Source organism: Zhengella sp. (assembly GCF_041397485.1).
GTDB lineage: Bacteria > Pseudomonadota > Alphaproteobacteria > Rhizobiales > Rhizobiaceae > Zhengella.
Map to the genome: position 1 here is coordinate 122,361 of NZ_JAWKWO010000005.1, position 25,376 is coordinate 147,736.

Sequence of the window (25,376 nt, forward strand, 5' to 3'; positions counted from 1 at the left end):
CTTTCCCGCCCGCATGATGATTGACCGGACAGCGAAATTCCAACATACTCGGTAGTATGTCCGGAAAAGGGAGGAACCGGGAATGCGGTTCGCACGCGTCAATGGCGTGACGATTCATTTTGGCGATACGGGGGAGCGGGGCTTGCCGGTCCTGGTGTTCGCCAATTCGCTCGGCACCGATTTCCGCATCTGGGATGGCGTCGTGGAGGCGCTTGCCGGCCGTTTCCGCATGATCCGCTATGACAAGCGCGGTCATGGCCTTTCCGAGGCGACACCGGCTCCTTACCGGATGGAGGATCATGCCGGCGACCTGATCGCCCTGCTGACGCATCTGGGCATCGAACGCACCCATGTCTGCGGCCTGTCGGTCGGCGGCATGATCGCCCAGGCCGTGGCGGCTGCGCGCCCTGCCCTCGTCGAGCGCCTGGTGCTGATCGGCACGGCTGCAAGGATCGGCGACACGGCGGGCTGGAACCAGCGCATCGCCGCGGTCGAGGCCGATGGCATTGCCGCGCTGGCCGACGGCGTGATGGAAAAATGGTTCACCGGCGATTTCCGCACGGCCGGCAATCCGGTCTTTGCCGGCATGAAGGCCATGCTCACCCGTTCTCCGGTCGAGGGCTATGTGGGAACATGCGCGGCGCTGCGCGATGCCGACCTGACCGCCTCGACGGCGGCGCTCGACCTGCCGGTGCTGGCGCTGGCGGGGGCGGAGGACGGCTCCACGCCGCCTTCGCTGGTGCAGGCCATGGCGCGCAGCATTTCCGGCGCCCGCTTCGAGGCGATTCCCGGCGCGGGCCACATCCCTTGCGTCGAGCAGCCGGAGGCGACGGCGCGGCTGATCGACGATTTTCTTTCTCAACCGGGCGGCGTCTGAACGCCGCGACACGAAAACCAGCCTTTGCTCTTCCGGAGGATTTATGAGCGACATCGTCACCGTTACGCGCGACAATGAAATCGCGATCGTCACCATCGACAATCCGCCCGTCAACGCGCTCAGCCACGCCATGCGCAAGCCGCTCAACGAGGCATTGATCGCGCTGCGCGACGATGACAGCGTCAAGGGTGTCGTTCTGGCATGCGCCGGGCGCACCTTCGTGGCCGGCGCCGACATTTCCGAGTTCGGCGGACCGCGTCTGGAGCCAAGCCTGCTCGACCTGATCGCCACGCTGGAAAGCTATGGCGACAAGCCCACCGTGGCGGCCATTCACGGCACGGCGCTGGGCGGCGGGCTGGAACTGGCGCTCGGCTGCCGCTACCGGGTTGCGGTCGCGCAGGCCATGTGCGGCCTGCCGGAGGTCAAGCTCGGCCTCATCCCGGGTGCGGGCGGCACGCAGCGGCTGCCGCGCGTGATCGGGCCGGAAAAGGCCGTGAAGGTGATCGTCGCCGGGCGGTTCATGCCGGCGAAGGAGTGTCTGGCGGACGGACTGGTGGACGCCATTGTCGAGGACGAGGACCTGACCGCCGGCGCGGTGGATTTCCTGCGCAAGGCCATCCAGGACGGCAAGCATCCGCCGCTGCCGCGTGACCGCGACGACAAGATCGCCGCCGCGCGCGCCGACATTGCCGGTTTCGACGCGCTGGTGAAGGAGGTGACGAAGAAGGCGCGCGGACTGGACGCCCCGCATGCCTGCGCGCAGTCGGTGCGCAATGCCATCACCATGACGTTCGAGGAAGGCTATGCGGAAGAGTTGAAAATCTTCCTCAAGCTGCTCGATTCCGACCAGTCGCGCGCCCAGCGCCATCTCTTCTTCGCCGAACGCGAGGCGGGAAAGGTCGCCGGCGTGACGAAGGACGTCAAGCCGCGCGCGGTGAAGAAGGCCGGCGTCATCGGCGCAGGCACGATGGGCGGCGGCATCGCCATGTCGCTGGTCAATGGCGGCATTCCGGTGACCATCCTGGAAATGGCGCAGGAGCCGCTCGACAAGGGGCTGGAGCGCATCCGCACCAATTACGACATTTCCGTCAAGCGCGGCTCCATGACGGCGGACGACGTGGACAAGCGCATGGCGCTTTTCACGCCAACCACTTCCTATGACGATCTCGCCGATTGCGACATCATCATCGAAGCGGTGTTCGAGGAGATGGGCGTCAAGGAACAGGTGTTCAAGAAACTGGACGCGGTCGCCAAGCCCGGCGCGGTGCTGGCCTCCAACACGTCCTATCTCGACGTCGACCGGATCGCCTCCTTCACCAGCCGGCCGCAGGATGTGCTCGGCATGCACTTCTTCTCGCCCGCCAATGTCATGAAACTGCTGGAAATCGTGCGTGGCAAGGAAACCGCGCCGGACGTTCTGGCTACCGCCATGGCAGTGGGCAAGAAGGCGAAGAAGGTGCCCGTTGTCGTGGGCGTGTGCCACGGCTTCGTGGGCAACCGCATGCTGGCGGCGCGGTCGGCGCAGTCGGAGGCGCTGCTGCTGGAAGGCGCCATGCCGGAGACGGTGGACAAGGCGTTCCGCGACTTCGGCTGGCCCATGGGTCCGTTCCAGATGTACGATCTTGCCGGCAACGACATCGGCTGGCGCACGCGCAAGTCGCTCGGCAAGACCGCAGCGCTTGGCGATCCGCTTTGCGAGGCCGGTCGCTACGGCCAGAAGACGGGTGCTGGCTGGTACCGCTACGAGGACGGGCGCACGCCGCTGCCCGATGCGTGGGTGGAAAAACTGATCCTCGACACGGCTGCCGCGCAGGGCGTGAACCGGCGGGACATTTCCGACGACGAGATCATCGAGCGCACGATCTACCCGATGATCAACGAGGGCGCGAAAATCCTGGAGGAAGGCATCGCCCAGCGGGCGTCCGACATCGATGTCGTCTGGATCTACGGCTACGGCTTTCCCGTCGGAAAGGGCGGCCCGATGCATTGCGCCGAGACCGTCGGCCTCGGCACGATCGTCGAGCGCCTCGACCATTGGCATGGCCGCACCGGCAACCCGGTGTTCGAGGTGTCGCCGCTGCTGCGCAAGCTGGCGGTCGAGGGCAAGCGCTTCAAGGACGCCGCATGACGATGCTGCCCGCCCCGCCGGCCGGTGGCTGGCCCTGGGAAAAGGTCTATCCGGAAGGCTGCCTTCCAGACCCGGCGGCGCTGCCGCTTTTTCCTGTCCAGTCGATCCTGGAAGACGGGGCGCGCGACCATCCGGACCGGATCGCGCTGGCGTTTCGCGGACGGTCCATCTCCTATGGTGATCTCAACCGGATGGCGGACGAGACCGCGGCCGGCTTTTCGCGGGCCGGGATCAGGAAGGGCGACCGCGTCGCACTGCTTCTGCCCAACACGCCGGCCCATCCGGTCACGTTTTTCGGGCTGATGAAGATTGGCGCGGTGGTGGTCCACCTCTCCCCGCTCGACGCGCCGGCCGTGCTGGCGCACAAGCTGACCGATTCGGGCGCGCGCATGCTGGTGACCACCAATCTCGGCAAACTTGCCGCCGGCGCGACCGGGCTGGCGGAGACGGGACTGGCGGAGCGGGTTGTCGTGTTCGACGATGCCGCATGGGGTGACAGCAGCGAGACCGGACCGATGCCGGACGGCGCAGCCATCACGGCCCATCGCGATTTCGTTGCCGGGGCCGGCAGCCCGCCCCGGGTGGCGACCGGCATCGACGATCTCGCGCTGCTGCAATATACGGGCGGCACGACCGGCATGCCCAAGGCGGCCATGCTGACGCATCGCAACATTTCCGGCGCGGTGTCCTCCTACACCGCATGGTATGACATCTGGGGCCTGACCCGGCCGGAGGGCGAGAGCGTACTTGTCTATCTGCCGCTGTTCCACATCTATGGCCTGTCGGCGGTTCTGCTGCGCAGCCTGAAGGGCGGCAACCGCTGCCTTCTGCGCACGCGCTTCGATCCGGCCTCGGCGCTCGACGAGATCGAGGCGGGCGCCAATGTGCTGCCCGGCGTACCAACCATGTGGATCGCCATGACGCAGACGCCGGGTTTCGAGAAGCGCGACCTGTCGGCGCTGACGCTGGCGGCTTCGGGCGGCGCGCCCATGCCGGTGGAAGTGGCGCGACGCTTCACGGCCAAGACCGGGCTCGAACTGCTCGGCGGCTGGGGCATGAGCGAGACGTCGCCGGCGGGCACCAACCTGCCGCGCGGCTGGCCGCACAAGGCCGGGACGATCGGCATTCCCCTGCCCGGCTGTTTCCTGCGCGTGGTCGACCTGGCCGATCCTGCCCGCGAACTGCCGCAAGGCGAGACCGGCGAACTGGCGATCCGCGGCAACAATGTCACGTCCGGCTACTGGAACCGGCCGGAGGAAACGGAAGCGAGCTTTGCCGATGGCTGGTTCCTGACCGGCGATATCGGCTTCATGGACGAGGACGGTTTCTTCACCATTGTCGACCGCAAGAAAGACATGATCATTTCCGGCGGCTTCAATGTCTATCCGCAGATGATCGAGCAGGCGATCTACACCCATCCGGACGTGGAGGAAGCGCTGGTGATCGGCGTGCCGGACGGCTATCGCGGCGAGAGTGCCAAGGCTTTCGTGAAGCTGCGCGACGGCGCGCCGGACCTGACGCTGGAAGCCCTGCAGGACCATCTGAAAGAGCGCCTCGGCCCGCATGAAATGCCGCGCGCGCTGGAAATCCGCGACAGCCTGCCGCGCACGCCGGTGGGCAAGCTTTCGAAAATCGAACTCAAACGCGAGGCAGCCGGGAAAGCCCGCGCCGCCCTCAACGACCGCAAGGGAGAAAACCATGGTTGACGCCGTCATCGTATCCACCGCCCGCACACCCATCGGCAAGGCCTATCGCGGCGGGCTGAACAACACGCCCGGCGCGACGCTGGGCGGCCATGCCATCCGCCATGCGCTGGAGCGCTCCGGCCTGGAAGGCGGCCAGATCGAGGATGTCATCATGGGCTGCGCCATGCAGGAAGGCGCGACGGGCCTCAACGTGGCGCGGCGCGCGCTGCTGACCGCCGGCCTGCCGGTGACGGCCGCGGGCACCACGATCGACCGCCAGTGCTCGTCCGGCCTGCAATCCATGGCGCTGCTGGCCAATGCCATTCGCAATGACGGGGTGGACGCGGGCATTGCCGGCGGGCTGGAATCGATCAGCCTCGTGCAGAACGACAAGCGCAACACCTACATGCTCAAGGACGACAACCTCATGGCGATCAAGCCGGAGGTCTACCTGCCGATGATCGACACGGCGGAGATCGTGGGCAAGCGCTACGGCATCTCGCGTGAGCAGATGGACGAATATGGCCTCGAAAGCCAGCGCCGCACGGCGGCCGCGCGCGAGGCCGGCCGCTTCGATGCCGAGATCGCGCCGATCAAGGCGACGATGGCGGTGATCGACAAGCAGACGAAGGAGGTCAGCCATACGGACGTGGAAATTGCCCATGACGAGGGGCCGCGTCCGGGTACCACGGCGGAGGGTCTGGCCGGGCTGAAGCCGGTCTACGAGGGCGGCACGATCACCGCCGGCAATGCCTCGCAGCTTTCCGACGGCGCGTCTGCGAATGTCATGGTCTCGTCGAAATTCGCCGAGCAGAAGGGCCTTGAGCCGATGGGCATCCTGCGCGGCTTCAACGTGGCGGGCTGCGAGCCTGACGAAATGGGCATCGGCCCCGTCTTCGCCGTGCCGCGCCTGCTTCAGCGCCATGGCCTGAGCGTCGACGATATCGGCCTGTGGGAGTTGAACGAGGCTTTCGCCGTGCAGGTGATCTATTGCCGCGACAAGCTGGGCATCGACCCGGAGAAGCTGAATGTCAATGGTGGCGCCATCTCGGTCGGCCACCCCTATGGCATGAGCGGATCGCGCCTGGCCGGCCATGCCCTGATCGAGGGCAAGCGGCGCGGCGTGAAATATGCCGTGGTGACCATGTGCATCGGCGGCGGCATGGGTGCTGCCGGCCTGTTCGAGATCGTTTGAGGGGAGACACGGGTATGGATCTTCGCTTTACCGACGAGGAAAACAGGTTTCGCGAGGAGGTCCGCGCCTTCTTCCGCGAAGCCCTGCCCAAGGACATTCACGACGCCATGATCCATGGCGAATACCCGGACAAGGAAGGGCTTGTGCGCTGGACGCGCATCCTGAACGAGAAGGGCTGGGCGGTGCCGCACTGGCCAGAGCAATGGGGCGGCACGGGCTGGGACCCGATGAAGCAGTACATCTTTCTGGAGGAATTGCAGAAATTCCCCTGCCCTGCGCCGCTGGCCTTCGGCGTCAACATGGTTGGTCCGGTGATCTACACCTTCGGCAACGAAGCGCAGAAAAAGCATTTCCTGCCACGCATCGCCAACCTGGACGACTGGTGGTGCCAGGGTTTCTCCGAGCCGGGCGCCGGCTCCGACCTCGCCTCGCTGAAGACGCGGGCGGTGCGCGAGGGCGACCACTACATCGTCAACGGGCAGAAGACATGGACCACGCTGGCGCAATATGCCGACTGGATCTTCTGCCTGGTGCGCACGGACACGCAGGCCAAGAAGCAGGAAGGCATTTCCTTCCTGCTGATCGACATGAAGACGCCCGGCATCGAGGTGCGCCCGATCGTGACCATCGACGGCGGCCGGGAGATCAACGAGGTCTTCCTCACCGACGTCAAGGTGCCGGTGGAAAACCTGGTGGGCGAGGAAAACAAGGGCTGGGACTATGCCAAGTTCCTGCTCGGCAACGAACGCACCAACATTGCCCGCATCGGCATGACCAAGCAGCGGATCGCACGCATCCGTGAACTGGCGGGCAAGGAAATGGCGGGCGGGCGGCCGCTGATCGAGGACATGCGCTTCCTTGAAAAACTCGTTTCGGTGGAGATCGATCTCAAGGCGCTGGAAATGACCCAGTTGCGGGTCGTCGCGGCGGAAGCCAAGCGCGGCAATACCGGCAAGCCCGATCCGGCTTCGTCGATCCTGAAGATCAAGGGATCGCAGATCCAGCAGGCCACCACGCATCTGCTGATGGAAGTCATGGGCCCCTATGCCATGCCGCTGCAGCATGACACGGGCGACGGCTGGAACGAGCCGCCGGTCGGCCCGGACCATGCCGCGCATGCCGCGCCGTCCTATTTCAACAACCGCAAGGTTTCGATCTATGGCGGTTCCAACGAAATCCAGAAGAACATCATCGCCAAGGCGGTGCTGGGGCTTTGAGACCCAGACAGGACACGGACAATGGACTTTGATCTGAGCGAAGAGCAAACCATGCTCAAGGACGGGCTCGACCGGATGCTCGCCAACGAATACGCGTTCGAGGACCGCAACAGGCACATGGCGGAGCCCGAGGGCTACAGTCAGGCCATGTGGGCGCGCTATGCCGAGATGGGCCTGATGATGCTGCCTTTCGCCGAGGCCGATGGCGGCCTTGGCGGCGGGGCCGAAGACATCATGCTGGTGATGGAGAGCTTCGGCCGCGCGCTGGTTCTGGAGCCGTGGTTCGCCACCGTGGTGCTGGGCGGCGGCTTCCTGCGCGAAGGCGGCAGTGAGGCCCAGCGCGGCGAACTGGTGCCGGCACTGGCGGAAGGCTCGCTGAAGCTGGCCTTCGCCCATACAGAACGCCATGCGCGCTACGATCTCGCCCATGTCGAGACCACGGCGACGAAGCAGGGCGGATCCTACATTCTCAACGGCGCCAAGAGCATCGTTCTCAATGGCGACACGGCGGACAAGGTCTTCGTATCCGCCCGCGTCTCCGGCGGCGTGCGCGACGAAGACGGACTGTGCGTCTTTCTCGTCGATGCCGATGCGGACGGGCTGTCACGGCGCGGCTACCGGCTTCAGGACGGTTCGCGGGCGGCGGAGGTGACGCTGGAAAACGTCACCGTGGATGCCTCACGCCTGTTCGGGGCCGAGGGCGGCGCCTTCCCGCTGATCGCCAAGGTGACAGACCAGGCCATCGCCGCGCTTTGCGCCGAAGCCGTCGGCATCATGGAGGTCATGGAAAAGCTGACGGTCGAGTATCTCAAGACACGCAAGCAGTTCGGCGTCGAGATCGCGAAGTTCCAGGTGTTGCAACATGCCGCGGTGGACATGTTCATCGCGCTGGAACAGGCCCGCTCCATCACCATGTATGCCACGATGATGGCCGACAGTGACGACGCCCTTGAACGCGGGCGCGCCATTTCGGCGGCCAAGGCGGAAATCGGGCGCGGCGGACGGCTGGCGGGCGAAAACGCCATCCAGCTTCACGGCGGCGTCGGCATGACGATGGAATATGCGATCGGGCACTATTTCAAGCGCATCACCATGATCGACATCCTGTTCGGCGATACCGACCATCACCTGGCGAAGCTGACGGCACAGGGCGGACTGTTCGAGGCGGCATAGGGACTGCCGGAGGCCATCGGCAAGGGAGCCGTCGCGGCATCACACCGCGGCGGCTTCGCTGTTCTGGCCGGCCTTTCGGGGCGCGCAATAGATGTCGTAGAGCGTTTCGAGCACGCGGCAGACCTTGTCGGAGGTGACGGAGTAGTAGATCGTGCGGCCGTCACGCCGCGTCGAAACCAGTTTCAGCGCTCGCAGCTTCGATAGCTGCTGGGACAAGGCCGACTGGGTCATGCCCACGGCATCGGCGAGCGGCTGAACGGCCATTTCGCCATTCATCAGGTGGCACAGGATCATCAGGCGGTTCGAATTGGCCATGACCGCCAGAAGGCTGGCGGCATCCTCGGCCGACTTCTCTATTTCACCAATATCCATCTGCACTTCGGTGCCATTGTCTTGTGTCGTCATCGCACACACATCTTTGGTCTTGCATATATGAACACTTTCACATATGTAGCAATCAGAGCGGCGAAACACAAGCCGCCATTTGAAAACAGACGAGGAGGGAAACGCATGGAAACGGATTTCACGCCGTATCAGTCGCTTTTCGGCGGCCTTCTGATCGGCCTTTCGGCGGTCATGCTGATGGCATTCAACGGACGCATCGCGGGCATGACCGGCATTGTCGGCGGCATCCTGCCGCCATACGCGAAAGACAATGGCTGGCGAATCGCCTTTCTTGCCGGCGCAATCATCGGTCCGGTTCTCTACATGGCCGCCGGCGGCGTGGTGCCCTTTGCGGTTCCGGTCTCCATGCCGGCCATGATCGTCGGCGGCTTCATCGTCGGCATGGGCGTCGTCTACGGGTCCGGCTGCACCTCCGGCCATGGCGTCTGCGGCATGGCCCGCTTCTCGCCGCGCTCCATCATAGCCACTGTCACCTTCATGATCACGACCGGTCTTACGGTCTATGTCATGCGCCACGTGATCGGAGGATGAGCACGATGAAACCGGTTCTTTCAGCCTTGGCCGCCGGCCTGGTATTTGGCATCGGCATCGCCATTTCCGGCATGGCCAACCCGGCCAAGGTCGTCAATTTCTTCGATGTCGCCGGGGCCTGGGATCCCAGCCTGATCTTCGTGATGGGCGGTGCGCTCATTCCCACCGCGATCGGCTACCGGATCCTGTTCGGCGCCACGCGGAAACCGCTGTTCGCGCCGAAGTATTTCGTGCCGACCAGCCGCAGCATCGACGCCAAGCTGATCGGCGGCTCGGCGGCCTTCGGCGTGGGCTGGGGCATTGCCGGGTTCTGTCCCGGCGGCGCGGTTCCGGCGCTGGGCATCGGCTTCGGCCCCACAGCCATCTTCCTTATTGCCATGATGGCCGGCATCGTTGCCGCCCGCATGGCCCTGCACCGCTCGCTCAGGCTGAACGCGGCCTGAGCGGAACACGCAATCCGAAAACGAGGAGCAAATCATGTCCCTGCCCTTCACGCCCGACATGTCGGTCAAGCCGGAAGTGACGGCCTTCTTCGACGAGCCGACGAACACGATCTCCTATGTCGTCAAGGATCCGGCCTCGAATGCCTGCGCGGTGATCGATTCGGTGATGGACATCGACTATGCGGCGGGCCGCATCACCTATGATGGCGCGGACCGCATCATCGAGCACATCAAGGCCAATGGCCTGAAGCTGGAATGGATCATCGAGACCCATGTCCATGCCGACCATCTCTCCGCCGCGCCCTATATCCAGGGCAAGCTTGGCGGCAAGATCGGCATTGGCGAGAACATCCGGATCGTGCAGGACACATTCGGCAAGGTGTTCAACGAGGGCACCGAGTTCCAGCGCGACGGTTCGCAGTTCGACAAGCTTTTCAAGGACGGCGACAGCTATTCCATCGGCTCCATGACGGCCCATGCCATGCACACGCCCGGCCACACGCCGGCCTGCATGACGCATGTGATCGGCAATGCCGCCTTTGTCGGCGACACGCTGTTCATGCCGGATGGCGGCTCGGCGCGCGCCGACTTTCCCGGCGGAGACGCGCGCACGCTCTACCGTTCCATCAAGCGCGTTCTCGAACTGCCGGGCGAAATGCGCCTCTTCATGTGTCACGACTATGGCCCGAACGGACGCGACATCCAGTGGGAAACCACTGTCGCGGCGGAGCGGGCGCACAACATCCATGTTCGCGACGGCGTTTCGGAGGACGAGTTCGTCGCCATGCGCGAGGCGCGCGACGCCACGCTCGACATGCCGAAGCTGATCATCCCGTCCTTGCAGGTGAATATGCGCGCCGGCCAGTTGCCTCCGAAGGACGAAAGCGGCAAGACATTCCTCAAGGTTCCGGTCAACGGACTTTGACGACACCAACCACCGGGCCGGGCCACGAGATCAGAACAGGCCCCGGCCCGTCCATGACGAGGGATAGATTCCATGGAGATCCGCCAGCTCACGCCAGATTTCGCCGTTGCGCCGCAAATCGGACCGGAACATGTCAAGCCGATCGCGGATGCGGGTTTCAAGAGCCTGGTCTGCAACCGGCCGGACACGGAAGAAGGCGCCGTGGACCATGCGCTCATCGAGGCGGCTGCAAAGGAGGCCGGACTGACATTCCGGTTCATCCCCGTCGTGCCGGGCTCCATCACGCCGCAAGACGTGGCGGACATGACGGCCGCCATCGACGCCATGCCGCGCCCGATCCTGGCCTATTGCCGGAGCGGTACGCGCAGCATGAACCTGTACATGCTGGTGGAGCGCATGCGGGGCTGATTACGCCGGACCGGACGCCCCGGCCGGCACGGGCTGCGACCGCGAACCGGCATGGCACGGCCGGACGCGGACATCACACCGGACCAAGAAGGGGGCGCGCCGGACGCGCAAGAGGCTATGAATGACATCGTGAAGGCGGCTGGCAGCCGCATCCGGCAGGTCATGCCGGTTTTCGACTGGGGCCGCGACTACAACAGGGACACGGCGGTCAACGACCTGGTCGCGGCGGTCATCGTGACCATCATGCTGATCCCGCAATCGCTGGCCTATGCGCTGCTGGCGGGCCTGCCGCCGGAAATGGGCCTTTACGCCTCCATCCTGCCGCTTGTCGCCTATGCCCTGTTCGGCACAAGCCGGGCACTGGCCGTCGGCCCGGTCGCCGTGGTCTCGCTGATGACAGCGACCGCGGTGGGCAACATCGCCCAGACCGGGACGCCGGAATACATGGCCGCGGCCATCACGCTGGCCTTCATGTCAGGCCTGTTCCTGCTGGCGCTTGGCGCCTTCCGGTTGGGTTTTCTGGCCAATTTCCTGTCCCATCCGGTGATCGCCGGCTTCATCACGGCGTCCGGCATCATCATCGCCGCGAGCCAGCTCAAGCACATTCTCGGCGTTCAGGCGAACGGGCACAACCTGTACGAACTCGTCGCGTCACTGATCTCGCACCTGCCGGAGACGAACCCTGTCACACTGGTGATCGGGGTTGCGTCCACGGCCTTCCTGTTCTGGGTGCGAAAGGGCCTGAAGCCGCTTCTTCTGGCCAGGGGCCTTGGCCCGAAAAGTGCCGATATCCTGGCCAAGGCCGGACCGGTGGCGGCCGTGGCCGTCACCACGCTGATTGCCTTCACCTTCGGGCTCGGCGAACGGGGGGTGAAGCTGGTCGGTGACGTTCCGCAAGGCCTGCCGCCGTTGACCATCCCCTCCTTCTCGCCGGACCTTTGGGCCAGCCTGATCGGCTCGGCGGTGCTGATCTCCGTGATCGGCTTCGTGGAATCGGTGTCGGTGGCACAGACGCTGGCCGCCAAGAAGCGCCAGCGGATCAACCCGGACCAGGAACTGATCGGCCTGGGCGCCGCCAATGTGGCGTCCGGCATGACAGGCGGCTATCCGGTGACCGGCGGGTTTGCCCGATCGGTGGTGAATTTCGATGCCGGGGCGGAAACGCCGGCGGCCGGTGCCATGACAGCCGTCGGCCTCGCGATTGCCACCATCGTGCTGACCCCGCTGCTGGCCTTCCTGCCGCAGGCAACGCTGGCCGCAACCATCATCGTTGCCGTGCTGTCGCTGGTGGATTTCTCGATCCTCAAGAAGACCTGGACCTATTCCAAGGCCGATTTCATCGCCGTGGCCGCCACGATCCTCGTCACGCTGTTCCTCGGCGTGGAACTCGGTGTTTCAGCCGGTGTCGCGCTCTCTGTCCTGATCCATCTCTACAACTCGTCCAAGCCGCACATGGCAATCGTGGGCCAGGTGGCCGGCACAGAGCATTTCCGCAACGTGCTGCGTCACGACGTGGTGACCGATCCGGCCATTCTGACGCTGAGGGTCGATGAGAGCCTGTATTTCGCCAATGCACGTTATCTGGAAGACCGGGTCTACGACATGGTCGCCCGGCGGCCGGAACTGAAACACGTCATCCTGATGTGCCCGGCGGTAAACGCCATCGACATGAGTGCGCTCGAATCGATCGAGGCGATCAACGAGCGGCTCAAGTCTCTCGGCGTGACGTTCCACATGTCTGAGGTGAAGGGGCCGGTCATGGACCGGCTGAAGCGCTCGGACTTCTTCCATCACATGACGGGCAAGGTCTTCCTGACCCAGTACCAGGCGGTGTGCGAACTGGGCGGGCGGCTGGAAGGCCGGGTGCGCAGCGCGCCCAGGGCGGCGCAATAGGCCACCGCGATTGCTGAAGGGCAAAAGCCGGCAGCGCAAATGGCGCAGCCGGCTTTTTCCTGTTCGGATCGCGGGTCAGGACCGGATCAATAGAGCAGCCGCATCAGCCCCAGCGTCAGCGACGGGAAGATGACCAGGATCGCGGTGCGCAACAGGTCCGACGTCACGAAGGGCAGGACGCCGCGATAGGTGGCGGCGATCGGCGTATCCCTGGCCATGGAATTGATGACAAAGAGATTCATGCCCACCGGTGGCGTGATCAGTCCCACCTCGACGACGATCAGGACGAGGATGCCGAACCAGATGGCGAATTCCTCCGGCGTGAGGCCGTAGTCGAGGCCGGAGACGATGGGGAAGAAGATCGGGATCGTCAGCAGGATCATGGAAAGCGAATCCATGACGCAGCCGAGGACAAGGTAGACAACGAGGATGAAGACAAGGACCACCCACGGATTGAACCCCTGGGTGACGACCCATTCGGCCACTTCCTGAGGCACCTGGGAGAGCGCCAGGAAGCCGTTGTAGATGGACGCGCCGAAGACGATGAAGAAGATCATCGCCGTTGCCGATGCGGTGGCCAGGATCGAATCCATCAGGGTGCGCCGGGTCAGCCCGCCATTGAAGAAGGCGATGAGGCCCGTACCGGCCGCCCCGACTGCCGCGCCCTCGGTGGGCGTGAACCAGCCCATGTAGATGCCGCCGACCACGAGCAGGAAGACGATCAGCACCGGCCAGACATCGAACAGGGCGCGAAAGCGCTCCGCATAGGGCGCGCGCTCGCGGGTGCCCGCCGATTTCGGATAGAGCCGGACATAGATCGAGATGGCGATCATGTAGCCGATGGCCGCCAAGATGCCCGGCACGAAGGCCGCGACGAAGAGCTTGGCGATGTTCTGCTCGGTCAGGATGGCATAGATGACCAGCACGACCGAGGGCGGAATGAGAATGCCGAGCGTGCCACCGGCGGCCAGGGTTCCCGTTGCCAGCGCGCCGGAATAGCCATAGCGGCGCAATTCCGGCAGGGCGACCTGGCTCATGGTCGCGGCGGTGGCGAGCGAGGAACCGCAAATGGCGCCGAAGCCGGCGCAGGCGCCGACGGCCGCCATGGCCACACCGCCCTTGCGGTGTCCCATCCATGTCTCCGCGGCCTTGAAAAGGGCTTGCGACATGCCGCCCAGCGTGGCGAACTGGCCCATCAGGAAGAACAGCGGAACAATGGAAAGCGAATAGCTGGAAAAGGTGGAGAAGGTCTCGTTCTTCAACTTGGCCATGATGGGCAGCCAGTTGAAATCGCTGACCAGCCATGAGCCGACCATGCCGACGACCAGCATGGAAAGGCCGATGGGCAGGCGCAGGAAGATGAGCAGAAGCAGGACCGGGAAGGACCAGATGCCGATTTCAAGATGGGTCAATGGTGAACTCCCAGGCCGGGGCCGAAATCGGACTTGCCGGTTCTGACCTCCATCACGCGGACATAGACCATCCAGAGCGCAATGATGCAGGCGACGACGGCTGCCACGAGGCTTGCCGCGTAGGCCCACCAGACCGGGAATTGCAGGATGAAGGTCGTTTCATGGTATCGCATCTTGTCGAACATGCCGTCCTTCAGCTTCCAGGTGAGGACGACGATGATCACCGCCATGACGATCTCGGAGACGAGATCGATCCAGCGGTTCGTCCGCTCCGACAGGAAACTGGTGAAGAGATCCACCGTGGCATGGCCGCGATTGAGTTGGCACCAGGGCAGGAAGGCGAAAATGGCGAAGGCAACGCCGGCCTCGACCAGTTCGAAATCGCCGGGGACAGGGCCAAGGCCCAATGAAATCATGGCGCGTCCGGCGATCGACACGCATGTAATGACCGTGAGTGCGACCAGCACAAGGCCGCCCAGAAGCGCCAGTGTGCGTGCCAGCAGTTCAATGGCGCGCGCCATTTCTCAGCCTCCCCTTGCCCTTGCCCCGGCTCTTGCCCATGCCGAGGCAGAAATGCGGGCGAGACATGCGCCATACCAGCCATGTCCGCCAATTGAAAGCGGCCACCTGCCATTGACTTTGCGTATAGCAGGCGGCCGGACGTGTCAGTTTCCGGCGGTATACTTGCCGATCAGCGCCTGCGCCTCGTCGATGAAGGCCTTGCCGTCAATGCCGCGCGCGTCCATGTCGGCGGCCCATTTGTCGTAAACGGGCTTGGCCGCGGCCTTCCACTTCTCGCTGTCTTCGGCCGAAATCGTGATGATGTTGTTGCCGGCCTCGACCGCCAGTTCGCGGGACGGAGCGTCGGCGCCGGCCATGGTCTTGCCGGCGAAGGCGGAGAACTCACGGCCGGAATTGGCATCGATGGCCTTGCGGATATCCTCCGGCAGGCTTTCATATTTCGCCTTGTTCATGGCGAGCGTGAAGGTGACCGTGTAGAAGGCGTAGCCATCGGCGAACTCGGTATGGTTCTTGACCAGTTCCGGCACCTTGAGCGAGGCGGTCACCTCCCAGGGGATCACGGCGCCATCGATCACGCCCTTGGACAGGGATTCGGGAATCGCTGTGACCGGCATGCCGATGGCGGTCGCGCCCAACTGTTCAAGCAATTGCGTCGCGACGCGGCTCGGAGCGCGGAACTTCATTCCCTCCAGGTCGGCCATTGTCTCGACAGGCTTGTTGGTGTGCATCACGCCGGGGCCATGGACCCAGGTGGCGATGATGTGGACATCCTTGTAGTCGGTGTCCTTCATCTCTTTCTCGAACAGGTCCCAATAGGCCTTCGAAACGGCCTCGGCATTGGTCATCATGAAGGGAAGTTCGAAAACCTCGGTACGCGGGAAGCGGCCGGGCGTGAAGCCGTTGACCGTCCAGGCCAGATCGACGACGCCGTCCATCACCTGGTCCATCAGTTCCGGCGGCTTGCCGCCAAGCTGCATGGAAGGGTAATGCTCGATCTCCAGCTTGCCGCCGGCGTCCTTCTCGACCCGGGAAATCCATTCATCCAGGATCAGCTTGGGAACATTGGCCTGGGCCGGCAGGAACTGGTGCAGCTTCAGCGTCACATCCTGCGCCATGGCATGGGTAGCGACCCCCAGGGCCGTGGCGCCGAGTAGTGCCGCGGCAGTCATCGTCTTCATCAGGAAACGGGTCATCATCGCTTTCCTCCCCAGGTTTGCGAACCGGTGTCTGTCATCACCTTGCGAAACGGCCGTGCGGCGGTTTCGAAAGGCGATGCCGGCGTTTGCCGGCAGGCAGAAAAGGCGGCCATGACAGCCGCCTTTCCCGTCCGGTCATCACATCTGGCCGGAATACTTCTTGATCAGCGCCTCGGCCTCGTTGACCAGCGCCTGGCCGTCATAGCCCTTGGCATTCATGTCGGCGATCCACTTGTCGTAGACCGGCTGGGCCGCCTCACGCCATGCCGCGGTTTCTTCCTCGTTCAGCGTGACGATGTTGTTGTTGGCCTTCACCGCCAGTTCACGGGCCGGACCATCGTAATATTCCTGGGTCTTGCCGGCGAATGCGGAGAATTCCATGCCGGAATTGTCGTCGATGACCTTCTTGAGATCATCGGGCAGGCTTTCATACTTCGCCTTGTTCATGGCGAGGACGAAGGTGACGGTGTAGAGCGCGCGGCCGGTGAACTCGGTGTGGTTCTTCACCAGTTCGGGGACCTTGAGCGCGGCGGTGACTTCCCACGGGATCGTGGTGCCGTCGATCACACCCTTGGACAGGGCTTCCGGCACGGCAGGAACCGGCATGCCGACCGGCGTGGCACCCAGTTCTTCCAGCAGCATGTTGACCGTACGCGACGCGCCGCGAATCTTCATGCCGTTGAGATCGGAGGGAACACGCACTTCCTTGTTGGCGTGAATGACGCCGGGGCCGTGGACCCAGCCGCCGATGATGTGGACGTCCTTGAACTCCTCGTCCTTCATGTCCTTCTCGAACATTTCCCAGAAGGCGCGCGAAGCCGGCTCGGCCGTCGTCACCATGAAGGGCAGTTCGAACACCTCGGTGCGCGGGAAGCGGCCCGGCGTGTAGCCGATCACCGTCCACACGACATCGACGACGCCGTCACGAACCTGGTCGATCAGTTCCGGCGGCTTGCCGCCAAGCTGCATGGACGGATAGCGCTCCACCTTGATGCGGTTTCCCGACTGCTCCTCGACCTTGTCGGCCCAGACGTCGAGCACATATTTCGGGACATTGGCCTGCGCCGGCAGGAACTGGTGCAGCTTCAGCGTCACCTCCTGCGCGAAAGACGCGACCGACGTGCCCATGACAGCACCGGCGCCAACGATGGCGGCCAATGCGAGCGATTTCAGAGATACTGGTTTCACCGGAACTCCTCCCTACGGTTTCCTAGCTTCCCAACCGGAGACAGATGACCTGCCGCCGGCTGCATTCATTCCATCTTATGCAGGATTTTGCAACATGCTATCGCGCTTTTATGCACTATATTGCTGCATGCCTTCGAAATCCTGCCACTTCCCCTTCCACGCCTTGCTCTTGTCGGCGCCGGTTCGCATCATTCAATAAACCGTCCAAGCGGTCAACGAATTTCCAGCGGCAACGCGCTGCTGTCCTTCAGCGTCTCCAGCACGATGGCGGTTTTGACATGGGCCACGGCTTCGTGCGGAAGCAGCACATCATTCACGAAAGCCGACAGGGCCTTCAGGTCCGGGGTCACGACCTTGAGATGATAATCCATTTCGCCGGTCAGCGCATGGGCCTCCTGAACCTGGGGCAAATGGCGGATGAGTTCGGCGAAGCGCCGGGCGTTGTCCCGGTTGTGGGTGGCCAGCGTCACGGAGATGATGTTGACGAAACCGAAGCCCAGTTTCCCACGGTCCAGGCGGGCCGAATACCCTGCGATATAGCCGGTCTCCTCCAGCCTCTGGCGGCGGCGCGAACATTGCGACGGCGAAAGGTGCACCCGCTCGGCCAGCTCTGCATTGGTCAGCCTTGCGTCATCCTGCAGCAATGCCAGAATCTTGCGGTCAAACCGGTCAACCCCCTCCATCGCCTCCATCTACACCCCCTCTGGCGCATGTTTCCTGCATGGTTGAAGCAAAATGCCGTCGTTCGTGCAAGTGGGCGGCTGGCGTTTCCGGCACCGGATACCCGCCTTCTGCAGACATGGCGTCGCGGGCGGCAAGCGGGCGGCGATTGACATTGCTGCGCAATTGTTGAAATTGCAACTGTTGTATTTGTAACGACAAAAGGGCCTGGCACGCATGACCATCAAACCTCCAACGGGGACCGCAGCCGACCTGGCACTGGAGGACTTCCTGCCCTACCGGCTGAACCGCCTCGCCGATCTTGTCAGCCGGTCCTTCTCGCGCATCTATCGCGAGCGCCATGGCATGACGCGGCCGGAATGGCGGGTACTTGCCTCGCTCGGTCAATTCGGCCGGGCCACGGCCAGCGACATTGTGGCGCACTCCTCGCAGCACAAGACGAAGGTCAGCCGCGCCGTGGCGGCGCTGGAAAAACGGGGATGGCTGAAGCGCGAATCCGACGAGAACGACCGGCGCGTGGAGCATCTGGAACTGACCCGGGCCGGGCGCGCGATCCATGCGGAACTGGCGCCTTTCGCGCGCGAATACGAGAATGCGGTCATCGCGGAAATGGGATTGGAGGACTGGCAAGCCCTGGAGCGTGGCCTCACGCGGCTGGAAATCTGCCTGCGCCTGCGCGGCGATGCTGCCGGCTGAGCGGCCGGCGACACGGGGTTTCCGCTTTCCTGAATGCTTGCGAAACGGCATCAGACAGATTAATATATGTTCATATATATTAGTTGTTGGAGAGCAACATGTCCGATCTCGCCACGGCGCCGGCTGCCGCCGCCACCCATTCCCGTCTCGAACACGTCCCGGTCGGCCTGTTTGCCATGGTCATGGGGCTTGCCGGACTGACCCTGGCCACCATGCGCCTGGAACATGTCAGCGGGTTTCACACGGTCGCGCCCGGCCTGCTGCTGGGCCTGACCGGGCTCGTTTTCGCGGCCATCGCCGCGCTCTATGGCACCAAGGCCATGAAATATCCCAAGGCGGTCCGCGCCGACTGGAACCATCCGGTGCGCATCGCCTTCTTTCCCGCAGCCAGCATCAGCCTGATCCTCATCGCCACCGCACTCACGCCGATGCATGATGGCTGGGGCGGGATCTTCTGGAGCGTCGGCACGGCGCTGCAACTGGTGCTGACGCTGGCGGTTGTCTCGGCCTGGATCGGACACCGGACCTTCGAGGCGGCGCATCTCAACCCGGCCTGGTTCATTCCCGCCGTCGGCAACATCCTCGTTCCGATTGCTGGCATGCGGCTCGGCCACACGGAAATCTCCTGGTTCTTCTTCTCCGTGGGCATCCTGTTCTGGGTGATCCTGGCGACGCTGGTGTTCAACCGGCTGATCTTCCATGCGCCCCTACCCGAGCGGCTGATGCCGACGCTGATGATCCTGATCGCCCCGCCTGCCGTCGGCTTCATTTCCTGGAACGCCCTGACCGGCGGGATCGATCCCTTCGCCCGCATCCTCTACTATAGCGGCGTCCTGTTCGCGCTCGTCTTCGCCACGCAGATCCGCACGGTCAGCCGGCTTCCCTTCATGATCACCTGGTGGGCCTATTCCTTCCCGCTTGCGGCACTGACCATCTCCACGCTTGCCTATGGCCATGCGGTGGGCGCGGAAGGCTTGCTTCTGGCCGGGCGCATCCTGTACGGGCTGCTTGTCGCGGTCATCGTCATGCTGCTCGTGCGGACGGGCATGGCCATGGCGCGCGGCGACATCTGCAAGCCGGAGTGACATCGTGACAGACAAGATCAGCCTGTATGACGCCATCGGCGGAAAGCCTGCCGTCGAGCGTCTGACCGCGCGTTTCTATGCGCTGATGGACACGCTGGCCGAAGCGCGGGCAGCGCGTGCCATCCACCCGGAAGACCTCAGCGAGAGCGAGGAAAAGTTCACGGAATACCTGATGATGTGGCTCGGCGGACCGCAGACCTTCATCGAGAAGCGCGGCGCGCCCATGCTGCGCCGCCGCCACCTGCCCTTCGGAATCGGAACGGCGGAGATCGACGGCTGGCTCACCTGTTTTCGCCAGGCGCTGGACGAAACGGTGGAGCAGGCGGAATTGCGCGAGACAATCTGGCAAAATGTCGAACGGCTCGGCCATCACATGCGCAACCGCGAGGGATAGCTGCAATTCGGCCCCTCGCCTCGTCCCCCCGAATCCCTGTATGAAGCGCGGATGATCATCCGCCAGTTGCCAGAGACCGTCATCAACCAGATCGCCGCCGGCGAGGTCGTCGAACGCCCGGCCTCGGTGGTCAAGGAACTGGTGGAGAATGCCCTGGATGCCGGCGCCACCCGCATCGAGGTGGTCACCGCCGGTGGCGGGGTCAATCTCGTGCGCGTCAGCGACGACGGCTGCGGCATGGCGGCCGGGGACCTGCCGCTGGCGGTGTCGCGCCATTGCACCTCCAAGCTCTCCGACGACATTTTCGACATCCGCTCGCTGGGATTTCGCGGCGAGGCCCTGCCCTCCATCGGTTCGGTGGCGCGGCTGACGATCCGCTCGCGGCCGCGCGAAGGCGGCGACGGCGCGGAAATCCTGGTCGAGGGCGGACGTGTGAGCGGGCCGCGCCCGGCGGCCGGAAATCCCGGTACGCTGGTCGAGGTGCGCGACCTGTTCTTCGCCACACCGGCGCGGCTGAAGTTCATGAAGAGCGCGCGGGCCGAAAGCACGGCGATCGGCGACGTGGTGAAACGCATTGCGGTCGCCTTTCCGGGCGTGCGCTTCTCGCTTTCGGGATCCGATCGCAGCATGCTGGAGCTTGCGGCCTGCGGAACCGGCCCCGAGGCCCGGATGCGGCGCATCGCGCAGGTCATGGGCGAGGAATTCGCGGCCAACGCGCTGGAAATCGACGCCGAACGCGAGGGTGTCCGGCTGACGGGATACACCTCCATCCCCTCCTATTCGCGGGGCAACGGGCTGGCGCAATATGTCTATGTGAATGGCCGTCCGGTGCGCGACAAGATGCTGGCCGGGGCCATTCGCGGCGCCTATGCCGACACGCTGCCGCGCGACCGGCATGCCGTGGCCGCCCTGTTCATCGACATCGACCCGGCACTGGTGGACGTGAACGTCCATCCGGCCAAGGCCGATGTGCGGTTCCGCGATCCGGGTCTGGTGCGCGGGCTGGTCGTCGGCGCCATCCGGCAGGTGCTGGCCGGCGCGGGCATCCGCCCGTCGACCGGAGCCGCCGAGGCGATGATGGCGGCTTTCCGCCCCGGCGGCACGGACGGCAGCGCACAGCCATTTCCCGGCCACGGCCCGTGGCAAGCCGGACGCCCCGCCGCGCCCTTCGATCCGTCGACGTCGCCGAGCCGGCCGCTCGATCGGGCCGGCGGCTTCGCAGAGCGCGCGCAGGCCGCCTTCGACACCGTTTCCGCTCCGTCGGCGGATGCCCGCGCAGCCATGGCGCAAGCCTCTCCCGAGCAGATGGCACGTCCGCTCGGCGCGGCCAGGGCGCAGATTCACGAGAATTACATCGTGGCACAAACCGGCGATTCGCTGGTCATCGTGGACCAGCACGCCGCCCATGAGCGCCTCGTCTACGAGGCGCTGAAACAGGCGATCCACGCGCGTCCGCTGCCGTCTCAAATGCTGCTGCTGCCGGAAATCGTCGATCTGCCGGAAGAGGATGCAGACCGCCTTGCGGCCCATGCCCCCATGCTGGCCCGTTTCGGCCTGGGGCTGGAGCGTTTCGGGCCGGGCGCGGTGGCGGTTCGCGAGACGCCGGCGATCCTCGGTGAAACGGATGTGCCCGGCCTTGTCCGCGATCTGGCCGACGAGCTGGCCGACAATGAAACGGCGGACCTTCTGAAGGAGCGTATCGACCACATTGCCGCCACCATGGCCTGCCACGGCTCCGTACGCTCCGGCCGCCGCCTGAAAGCGGAAGAAATGGACGCCTTGCTGCGCCAGATGGAGGCAACGCCCGGATCGGGAACGTGCAATCACGGCCGGCCCACCTATATCGAATTGAAACTGACCGATATCGAGAAGCTGTTTGCGCGCCGCTGAACCCAATTGCCTTGACGCGCGGGGGAAAATATGGCGTCAACGAAAGGCATGAAAGGCAGGCATCCATGAACCGTTTCGAAGGACCCGGCGCCCGCGAAGCCCGCATCCGCTACCTGGATGGCGACTACCAGGTGCTGTCGCCCGGTGCGTTCGTGCGCTGCGCCGTTACCGGCGAGCCGATCGCGCTGGACGAACTGAAATACTGGTCGGTGGAGCGGCAGGAGGCCTATCGCGACGCCGCCGTATCACATCAGCGTGAACTCGACGCGCATCCGGAATGGCGCAAGCGCTGAGGCTTGCCCGCGTGTTCAGGCCTGCCCCCTGGCCCTGCGCGCCCGGAACGCCTCCATCGTTTCGCGGATGATCCGTTCGGCCGCTCCCGCGCTGTCAAAGACGGTCTCGACCTCCAGCACCTCGAGTTCTTCCATTACCGTCCTTGCCAATGGCGAACCGCCGGCCAGCCGTGCGGCATCCTTCGCGGTGGTGATGAGCCGCGCGCCATTGGACGCTTCCAGTGCCTGCAGGTCGGCAAGGTCGTCATCGGAATAGAGATGATGATCCGGGAAATTGCGCGTGGCGGCGAGGTAGCCGGCGCAGGCTTCCACGGTATCATAGAATTTTTCCGGTTCGCCGATCCCGGCAAAGGCCACGAAGCTTCGCCCGGCATAGCGCACCGGCTCGACCGGCTCGACATGGGCGTGGAAAACCGGGCGCGCGGCGCGCGCGGCAAGCCGCACGGCATGGGCGGCGGCATCGCCCTTTCCCATCACGAGCAGAGCGTCGGCGTGGCGCAATTGCGTGACCACGGGCGCGCGCACCGGACCTGCCGGGATAACGTGGCCGTTTCCAAGCCCGCGCCGGCTGTCGACCACGAGCAAGGCGAAATCGAAACGGATACGGCGGCTCTGGAAGCCGTCATCCATGATGGCGAAATCGCATCCCTGCGCCTTCAGCAAGGCCGCACCGGCCTTGCGGTCGGGCGTGACGGCAACGGGTGCATGGGCGGCCAGCAGCATGGGCTCGTCGCCGACATGGCGGGCACTGTCATGTGCGGGATCGACCAGGTGGGGGGAAGACGATGCTCCGCCATGGCCACGGCTGAGGAAACCCGGTTTCAACCCTGCCGCCACGGCGGCCTTTGCCATGGCGATGGCCGCCGGTGTCTTGCCCGATCCGCCCACGGTGAAATTGCCGATGCAAAGGACGGGAAGCGGCACGGCAGCGGGGCGGGCACGCTCCATCGCCCAGCCAGCCGCCCGGCCATAGAGCCAGGCAAGGGGCTGCAAGGCCAGCGCCTGCCATCCCGGCCTGCTCCACCAGAAGGGCGGCGCGTCCCCGATCATTCCCCGGCGTCCCGCCTGCCGCGATCGAGCCTTGCTTCCACGACAAGCGGATGGATGAAGGGCTCAAGGCCGCGCATGGTGTGGGCCAGCGCGCCGCGCATGGTTTCCACCGTGCGGCGGGCATTCTTCTTCATGGTGTTGCGCATCTCGTCATTGCCAAGAAGATAGTTGACCGCGCCGGCCAGCATGTCCTTGTCCTTGACGAGCTTCGCACCCCCATTCTTGATGAGGCGCTGATAGCTCTCGCGGAAATTCTGGACGTTCTTGCCCGACAGGATCGCTGTGTCGAGCATGGCGGGTTCCAGCGGGTTCTGCCCCCCCTCGCCGGTCAGCGACTTGCCCACGAAGACGATGTCGGTCAGCCGCAGGTAGAGCCCCATCTCGCCGATCGTGTCGCCCAGGAGGATGTCGGTTTCGTTGCTGACGGCATCGCCACGGCTGCGCCGCGCGATCTTCAGGCCGGCTGCCTTCAACTGCGCCTCGATTTCATCGGCGCGGGCGGGATGGCGCGGCACGATGATGGTCAGCAGGCCGGCATGGCGGCGCGCCAGCACCTGGTGGACATCGGCGCAGATCGCCTCCTCGCCATCATGGGTGGAAATGGCCGCCCACGTGCGGCGGCGGCCGATTTCGTCGGTGAGCCTTTCCAGCTCGCCCAGATCCACGGCCGGGGCCTCCGTATCGACCTTGAGATTGCCGGTGACGATGACCGGGCGGGCGCCAAGCTTGCGGTAGCGTTCGCCATCGACATCGGACTGCGCCATGACCAGCGCAAGGTTTTCCAGCAGCGCCTCTGCCAGCCAGGAGCGTTTACTCCAGGCCTTGAAGGAGCGGTCGGAAAGGCGGCCGTTGACCAGGACCTGCGGCACCCGGCGGGCGCCCAGTTCCAGAATGGTCATCGGCCATATCTCGGATTCCGCGATGATCGCCAGGTCCGGTTTCCAGTGGCCGAGAAAGCGCGACACCGCCGGCTTCAGATCCAGCGGCACGTATTGATGGATGATGTTGCCGGAAAAGCGGTCGCCTGCGATACGCGCAGAGGTGACCGTTCCGGTTGTCAGGACGATATTGACGCCCAGGGCCGCGATCCGCTCGGCCAGTGGCGAAACGGCGCTCATCTCACCGACCGAGGCGGCATGTATCCACACAAGCGGGCCGTCCGGACGGGCCGTGCGGGTGATCCCGTAGCGCTCCCTGCGGCGGCGGGGATCCTCCTTGCCCTTGGCCGCGCGCCAGCCGATATAGCCGCCCACCAGCGGATAGGCGGCCCAGCCGAGCCAGCGATACGACCAGAGGATCGAGCGGGCGAGACGGTCGCTCATGCCCGCGCTTCCAGAAGCGCTTCAGCGCGCGCATGAATGCGGTTCAACTCGCCGGTCAGTTGCTGGCGGGCGGCCTCCATCTCGTCCTGGGTGGCATCGGCGGCCACGAATACCGGTTCGCCCGTCACCGCGGCGGCGCGGCCGAAGGGGAGGTTTATCACCGACTTGTCCCACGCCTTTTCCAGCACCTTGCGGCGGCTGGTCTGGTAGGCCACAGGCAGGATCGGACGGCCGGAAATGCGCGCCAGCGTGATGACGCCCATGCCGGCCTCGCGGGCCGGGCCCTTTATGACATTGGCGACCATGCCCACCCATTGGCCGGCATCGAGCAGACGCTTCATCCGGATCAGGGCACCGGCGCCGCCCTTGCCGGCGGACCGGGCACCGGGACGTCCGCCCGAGCCGCGCACTGTGGCGATGCCGCCGAATTTAAGCACCATGGCATTCAACTCCGCATCGGCGGACCGGGAGACCATGATGGTCAGTGGAACCCGGTGACGGTTCAGGCAAGCGAACATGAAATGACGGCCATGCCAGGTGGTGGCGATCATGTTCTGCCCGTCAAGACCGAGTTGCGAAAGGTCGTCAGACCCCGCCACCAGACGATTGGTCCGGTAGACCAGCGCGATCCAGCCATAGATGAGACGGGCCAGGATGCGCTTGACGGTGGGGGAGCGCGCAAGGGGCCCGCGAATGGCGACCCACAGGCGCTTGCCGGCCGGTGTCTTCACCGCCCGTCCGCCAGAGCTGTCCAGCACTGCCGTCAC

25 protein-coding genes are annotated in these 25,376 nt (G+C 64.7%); 16 read left to right on the forward strand and 9 right to left on the reverse strand.

Features of this window, described 5'->3' with window-relative positions; translation table 11 throughout:
- Positions 1-82 precede the first annotated feature (82 nt).
- From pcaD to R3D65_RS15510, 6 genes are read left to right on the forward strand one after another with little or no spacing between them, the layout of a single operon-like run.
- The gene (pcaD, locus tag R3D65_RS15485) at positions 83-877 is read left to right on the forward strand and encodes a 3-oxoadipate enol-lactonase (protein WP_371276161.1); all 795 of its coding nucleotides are present in this window, start codon (positions 83-85) and stop codon (positions 875-877) included.
- Positions 878-920: 43 nt separating this feature from the next.
- Positions 921-3,005, forward strand: coding sequence for a 3-hydroxyacyl-CoA dehydrogenase NAD-binding domain-containing protein (locus tag R3D65_RS15490; protein WP_371276162.1), 2,085 nt, complete (start codon positions 921-923; stop codon positions 3,003-3,005).
- Complete coding sequence (locus tag R3D65_RS15495) at positions 3,002-4,711, forward strand: AMP-binding protein (RefSeq protein WP_371276163.1); 1,710 nt, start codon at positions 3,002-3,004, stop codon at positions 4,709-4,711. The genes R3D65_RS15490 and R3D65_RS15495 overlap by 4 nt, the downstream gene beginning before the upstream one ends.
- Positions 4,704-5,885 carry an acetyl-CoA C-acyltransferase gene (locus R3D65_RS15500; RefSeq protein WP_371276164.1) on the forward strand — a complete coding sequence of 394 codons (1,182 nt, stop codon included), beginning with the start codon at positions 4,704-4,706 and terminating at the stop codon, positions 5,883-5,885. The genes R3D65_RS15495 and R3D65_RS15500 overlap by 8 nt, the downstream gene beginning before the upstream one ends.
- 14 nt (positions 5,886-5,899) lie before the next feature.
- Positions 5,900-7,102 (forward strand): pimeloyl-CoA dehydrogenase large subunit, encoded by a 1,203-nt coding sequence (pimC, locus tag R3D65_RS15505; RefSeq protein ID WP_371276165.1) that lies wholly within the window; start codon positions 5,900-5,902, stop codon positions 7,100-7,102.
- A 21-nt stretch (positions 7,103-7,123) separates the two neighbouring features.
- On the forward strand, positions 7,124-8,275 hold the full coding sequence (locus R3D65_RS15510) for an acyl-CoA dehydrogenase family protein (protein WP_371276166.1): 1,152 nt from the start codon (positions 7,124-7,126) through the stop codon (positions 8,273-8,275).
- 39 nt (positions 8,276-8,314) lie between these two features.
- On the opposite strand, the gene R3D65_RS15515 is transcribed toward R3D65_RS15510, so the two are convergent.
- On the reverse strand, positions 8,315-8,647 hold the full coding sequence (locus R3D65_RS15515) for an ArsR/SmtB family transcription factor (protein ID WP_371276475.1): 333 nt from the start codon (positions 8,645-8,647) through the stop codon (positions 8,315-8,317).
- A gap of 60 nt (positions 8,648-8,707) precedes the next feature.
- Here R3D65_RS15515 and R3D65_RS15520 point away from each other — a divergent pair, with 60 nt between their 5' ends.
- The 5 genes from R3D65_RS15520 (at position 8,708) to R3D65_RS15540 (ending at position 12,880) form a co-directional block, all read left to right on the forward strand.
- Entirely contained in the window at positions 8,708-9,211 is a 504-nt protein-coding gene (locus tag R3D65_RS15520) for a YeeE/YedE family protein (protein ID WP_371276167.1), read from the forward strand.
- A 5-nt stretch (positions 9,212-9,216) separates the two neighbouring features.
- Positions 9,217-9,654, forward strand: a complete 438-nt coding sequence (locus R3D65_RS15525) for a DUF6691 family protein (protein WP_371276168.1) — start codon at positions 9,217-9,219, stop codon at positions 9,652-9,654.
- Between the two features lie 34 nt (positions 9,655-9,688).
- On the forward strand, positions 9,689-10,579 hold the full coding sequence (locus R3D65_RS15530) for an MBL fold metallo-hydrolase (protein WP_371276169.1): 891 nt from the start codon (positions 9,689-9,691) through the stop codon (positions 10,577-10,579).
- 72 nt (positions 10,580-10,651) lie between these two features.
- Positions 10,652-10,987, forward strand: a complete 336-nt coding sequence (locus R3D65_RS15535) for a TIGR01244 family sulfur transferase (RefSeq protein WP_371276170.1) — start codon at positions 10,652-10,654, stop codon at positions 10,985-10,987.
- Between the two features lie 117 nt (positions 10,988-11,104).
- Positions 11,105-12,880: a SulP family inorganic anion transporter gene (locus R3D65_RS15540; protein ID WP_371276171.1), complete on the forward strand. Its 1,776-nt coding sequence runs from the start codon at positions 11,105-11,107 to the stop codon at positions 12,878-12,880.
- An 86-nt stretch (positions 12,881-12,966) separates the two neighbouring features.
- On the opposite strand, the gene R3D65_RS15545 is transcribed toward R3D65_RS15540, so the two are convergent.
- From R3D65_RS15545 to R3D65_RS15565, 5 genes are all read right to left on the reverse strand, one after another.
- Entirely contained in the window at positions 12,967-14,292 is a 1,326-nt protein-coding gene (locus R3D65_RS15545; RefSeq protein ID WP_371276172.1) for a TRAP transporter large permease, read from the reverse strand.
- On the reverse strand, positions 14,289-14,813 hold the full coding sequence (locus R3D65_RS15550) for a TRAP transporter small permease (RefSeq protein WP_371276173.1): 525 nt from the start codon (positions 14,811-14,813) through the stop codon (positions 14,289-14,291). The genes R3D65_RS15545 and R3D65_RS15550 overlap by 4 nt, the downstream gene beginning before the upstream one ends.
- 144 nt (positions 14,814-14,957) lie before the next feature.
- Entirely contained in the window at positions 14,958-16,010 is a 1,053-nt protein-coding gene (locus R3D65_RS15555; protein WP_371276174.1) for a TRAP transporter substrate-binding protein, read from the reverse strand.
- Positions 16,011-16,148: 138 nt separating this feature from the next.
- Positions 16,149-17,198 carry a TRAP transporter substrate-binding protein gene (locus R3D65_RS15560; RefSeq protein ID WP_371276175.1) on the reverse strand — a complete coding sequence of 350 codons (1,050 nt, stop codon included), beginning with the start codon at positions 17,196-17,198 and terminating at the stop codon, positions 16,149-16,151.
- 212 nt (positions 17,199-17,410) lie between these two features.
- Entirely contained in the window at positions 17,411-17,890 is a 480-nt protein-coding gene (locus R3D65_RS15565) for an Lrp/AsnC family transcriptional regulator (RefSeq protein ID WP_371276176.1), read from the reverse strand.
- A gap of 205 nt (positions 17,891-18,095) precedes the next feature.
- On the opposite strand from R3D65_RS15565, the gene R3D65_RS15570 reads away from it, so the two are divergent.
- The 5 genes from R3D65_RS15570 (at position 18,096) to R3D65_RS15590 (ending at position 22,237) form a co-directional block, all read left to right on the forward strand.
- Positions 18,096-18,575 (forward strand): MarR family winged helix-turn-helix transcriptional regulator, encoded by a 480-nt coding sequence (locus R3D65_RS15570; protein ID WP_371276177.1) that lies wholly within the window; start codon positions 18,096-18,098, stop codon positions 18,573-18,575.
- A gap of 98 nt (positions 18,576-18,673) precedes the next feature.
- Positions 18,674-19,660, forward strand: a complete 987-nt coding sequence (locus R3D65_RS15575) for an SLAC1 anion channel family protein (RefSeq protein ID WP_371276178.1) — start codon at positions 18,674-18,676, stop codon at positions 19,658-19,660.
- Between the two features lie 4 nt (positions 19,661-19,664).
- On the forward strand, positions 19,665-20,054 hold the full coding sequence (locus R3D65_RS15580) for a group II truncated hemoglobin (protein ID WP_371276179.1): 390 nt from the start codon (positions 19,665-19,667) through the stop codon (positions 20,052-20,054).
- A gap of 51 nt (positions 20,055-20,105) precedes the next feature.
- Entirely contained in the window at positions 20,106-21,944 is a 1,839-nt protein-coding gene (gene mutL, locus R3D65_RS15585; RefSeq protein WP_371276180.1) for a DNA mismatch repair endonuclease MutL, read from the forward strand.
- A 65-nt stretch (positions 21,945-22,009) separates the two neighbouring features.
- Positions 22,010-22,237 carry a DUF2093 domain-containing protein gene (locus tag R3D65_RS15590; RefSeq protein WP_371276181.1) on the forward strand — a complete coding sequence of 76 codons (228 nt, stop codon included), beginning with the start codon at positions 22,010-22,012 and terminating at the stop codon, positions 22,235-22,237.
- A 15-nt stretch (positions 22,238-22,252) separates the two neighbouring features.
- Here the strand turns inward: R3D65_RS15590 and lpxK are convergent, their stop codons facing one another.
- From lpxK to R3D65_RS15605, 3 genes are read right to left on the reverse strand one after another with little or no spacing between them, the layout of a single operon-like run.
- Positions 22,253-23,287: a tetraacyldisaccharide 4'-kinase gene (gene lpxK / locus R3D65_RS15595; protein ID WP_371276182.1), complete on the reverse strand. Its 1,035-nt coding sequence runs from the start codon at positions 23,285-23,287 to the stop codon at positions 22,253-22,255.
- Positions 23,284-24,609, reverse strand: coding sequence for a lipid IV(A) 3-deoxy-D-manno-octulosonic acid transferase (gene waaA / locus R3D65_RS15600; RefSeq protein WP_371276183.1), 1,326 nt, complete (start codon positions 24,607-24,609; stop codon positions 23,284-23,286). The genes lpxK and waaA overlap by 4 nt, the downstream gene beginning before the upstream one ends.
- On the reverse strand, positions 24,606-25,376 hold the full coding sequence (locus R3D65_RS15605) for a lysophospholipid acyltransferase family protein (RefSeq protein ID WP_371276184.1): 771 nt from the start codon (positions 25,374-25,376) through the stop codon (positions 24,606-24,608). Before R3D65_RS15605 ends, waaA begins: the two co-directional genes overlap by 4 nt.